This window comes from Gordonia sp. GONU (assembly GCF_024733855.1).
Taxonomy (GTDB): Bacteria; Actinomycetota; Actinomycetes; order Mycobacteriales; family Mycobacteriaceae; genus Gordonia; species Gordonia amicalis.
In genome coordinates this window covers 1-775 of the sequence record NZ_JANRHB010000093.1, presented here as the reverse complement: position 1 = coordinate 775, position 775 = coordinate 1, and the positions used below count along the sequence as shown (strand labels likewise).

The 775-nt window shown below is 64.8% G+C and carries 1 protein-coding gene and 1 pseudogene; both read right to left on the bottom strand.

Annotation, left to right across the window (positions count from 1 at the left end; all coding sequences use genetic code 11):
* Positions 1 to 478, bottom strand: a pseudogene (locus NWF34_RS25310) (IS481 family transposase); the annotation flags it as partial.
* On the bottom strand, positions 468 to 775 hold a 308-nt coding region (locus NWF34_RS25305; protein ID WP_006373225.1), incomplete at its 5' end, for an integrase core domain-containing protein. The gene NWF34_RS25305 and the pseudogene NWF34_RS25310, both read right to left, overlap by 11 nt.

Sequence of the window (775 nt, the reverse complement as noted above, 5' to 3'; positions counted from 1 at the left end):
GGCCGGCCACCATGATCTGACCGCTCTTGGGAACCCGGCGCTGCACGCTCTGCGGCCCTGACGGTGGCGCAGGCGGCAGCGGGGTGCTGGCTTCCCGAACTCCGGTCAAGCGGCGAATATTCTCTAGGTCAAGAGGATTGGGTAGCGTCTTGATCAGGTGGGTGCCGTTGGTCGCGTGGATCAACTCGCCGTCGATCCGCAGGGTGACCCGGCTGCCGGCCGTCACGACGCCGAGGGCGAGTTCATGTCCACGAACAATGACGATGCCGTCGCGGTTCGCGGTCCGGTCGATCTCGATAGCTCGCGGCCGATGGGTGGCGGTGGAGGTGTCGAACGCGGCTTGCGCCGGTCTGGGCCGGCCCGGGCGGGTGCCGCGGGCGCGGAGTCGTTGCAGGTCTGCGGTGGTCAGCTTCGACCGGACCGTCTTGATCACGATGTCGTCGCAGATGATGTACACGCTCGACAGGTCAGCCCACATCACGACACTGCGCTGCGCATAGTTTCTTTCCGACCCACACCTGTTGCACACCGGCAATAGTCACTACACCGGACGGCGGCACGACAGTGTCGAACTCAATGGCGGAACTCGACTGATCGGCCACGGTTGGAGCTGGCCGAACGACTTCGGCTTCCGGTCGGATCTCGGCACCAACAGGCTTGCTGGGCATGGTGTCGGGATCGGTGCTGCGACTGCGGAACACGCTGGCAGGGGTGGCCATGTTCAGCGACTGATGCGGTCTGCAGGTGTTGTAGGCGTGGACCCATTCGTCGATAG